General features: G+C 66.7%; 2 protein-coding genes. Both read right to left on the reverse strand.

What is annotated here, in order from left to right:
- On the reverse strand, positions 1–1,656 hold a 1,656-nt coding region (locus VES88_08560; protein HYN81540.1), incomplete at its 3' end, for a recombinase family protein.
- A gap of 143 nt (positions 1,657–1,799) precedes the next feature.
- Positions 1,800–2,132, reverse strand: a complete 333-nt coding sequence (locus VES88_08565) for a hypothetical protein (protein ID HYN81541.1) — start codon at positions 2,130–2,132, stop codon at positions 1,800–1,802.
- Positions 2,133–2,241: the final 109 nt, after the last annotated feature.

Genomic DNA, 2,241 nt, shown 5'->3' on the forward strand with positions numbered 1-2,241 from the left:
ATCACGCCCCGAACGCAAAAGGTAACTTCGGTTGACTCCGGGATCCTCAGGGTGGACGGGCGGCGGATCGCTCCCGTCCGGCGGGGCCGGGGGAACCGGGATGCAGTGGCGGATCACGATCGTGTCATCGCCGACGAGCACCTCCTTGATGAGCAAACGCACGAGGCGCTGCCGTTCGAGAATGTCCAGCGTGTCCGCCGCCACTCGCAACCGGGCGAGAAACGCCGAGAGCGACTCCGCGAGCTGCAGATACATCGTCCGCTCTCGTGTCTGATCGGCGATCGATTGCAGCGCGGCGCGCAGCGCCTGTTCGCGCTGACGCAGGGACGGCATCCGCTCCCGCAGCTGCTCCAGCGACAGGAGGTCCTCCTGATAGGCGGTGAGCACCCGCTCGATGCTCTTATCCACCCGCACCAGATCGCGCTGCACCGTCTGCTGGCGCTGTTTCGTCGGGTCGGCGGCGCGCGCAGCGGCGAGGCGCCGATCGAGTTCCTGCTGAATCAAGATCGGATCCTCGAGCAGCCGCATGACCTCGGTCCAGACGATCTGATCCAGCAGATCCTGCCGAACGGGGCGGTTGGTGCAGCGGGGACCGCCAAGGTGCCGCCACCCGTCCGACCCAATGCAGCGGTAGTAGTGGATCAGCCGCGCACTCGAGTGGGTCGAGGTACGCGAGAGCGCGTAACCGCAACGGCGGCAACTCACCAGCCCTTGCACCAGACTCGGCGCGATCGTACGGCGCCGCGATCGGACCTTGTTCTCCTGCAGCAATTCTTGCGCTCGCGCAAAGGTCGGCTCCGCGATCAGCGCCGGCACCGGAATCTCGATCCACTCATCGCGCGGCCGCTCGTGGTTGGCGCTGTCGCGCGTCGCCACGCTGCCCCGCATCCGGAGCGCTCGCGTCACACGCTGGCGGGTGGACACTCGGGTCTTGCCGAAGCACGCCGCGCCTCGGTAGGCCGGGTTGCGCAGCATCGCCCACACCATCGACCGCTCCCACCGTGCCCCGGGCTTCCGCGTCGCGACCCCTTGATCATTGAGCCCCCGCGTGATCGCGCCGATGCTCGAGCCCGCCACCGTATAGGACTCATAGACCTGCTGCACCACGCGCGCCTCGGCTTCGATCACGGCATACGACGCGGGCGCCTCATCACTCTTCCGGATGTAGCGATAGCCGTACGGTGCGCCGCTCAGAACGCTGATTTCGCCGGCGCGCGCCCGGTGACGCTTCCCCCGCCGCGACCGCTCGAGGATTTGGGCGCGTTCGTACTCGGCGATCATCCCTTGAAATTGCACGAGGAGCTGATCCTCGGCGGTCACGCCTTGCGGCGCGTTCAGAAAGCGCGTCTCCACGCCGTGGCGAGCGAGCTCTTCCATCAACAGGATCTGGTACGCGTACTTGCGACTCAAGCGATCGGGACTGTAGACGAGCACGGCCTGGATCTGTCCTTCGGCCGCCAGATCGCGTACCCGCTCCAGGCCGGGCCGCTCGAGCGTGGCCCCGCTATAGCCCTCGTCTTCGACGATCCAGGCCTGCGGCACCTCGAGATCGAGCCTCCTCGCCCACTCGATCAGCGACGACGTTTGGCTCGCAATCGTGTGCGCCTCTCGCTGTTGGTCCGACGATACCCGCGCGTAAATCGCTGCCGTGCGCATGCAGACGCTCCTTTACAGACGCCTCGAGCGGGCGGGCTCGGGCCGGCACCAACAGCTCGTACGCGTGAGCGAGTTTGTCGCCCCGGAGTCGATCGAACGCATATTCGAGCTGAACCCGCAGCGTGCCGCGACGGGCGCACTGCTCAGCCACGTCGTCGCCGTTTGCCGCCGAGCAGTGCGGCCAGCGCCTCGGTAACGAGCTGCCCGATTGTGAGCCCACGGCGCCGAGATTGCAGGCGCAGCGCGCGCACGGTGTGCAGCGGGAGCTTCAACGTGATCGCAACCGTCGGCGCCACCGCGGGAACCGGAGCACGCAGTGCCGCGGCTTCCTGAAGGTAGCGGTACGCTTGCCGTCGTGACATCGCACGGGTATCGGCGAGGTGCCGTGCGGCGTCGGCGACCGAGGTCTGCCGACCCAACAGGCGATACGCGACATTCAACAGGCGCGCCTTGTCCGCCTTCGTCGCTCGCGTCACGTGACATAAACATAGTACTACTTACGGCGCAAATCAAGCACGGCCTGCGACCGCCAGCCCTCGACGACGCGGTCGAACTGAAAGTTACCTTTTGCGTTCGGGGCGTGAT

The sequence above is a fragment of the Gemmatimonadaceae bacterium genome, from assembly GCA_035633115.1.
Classification (GTDB): Bacteria; Gemmatimonadota; Gemmatimonadetes; order Gemmatimonadales; family Gemmatimonadaceae; genus UBA4720.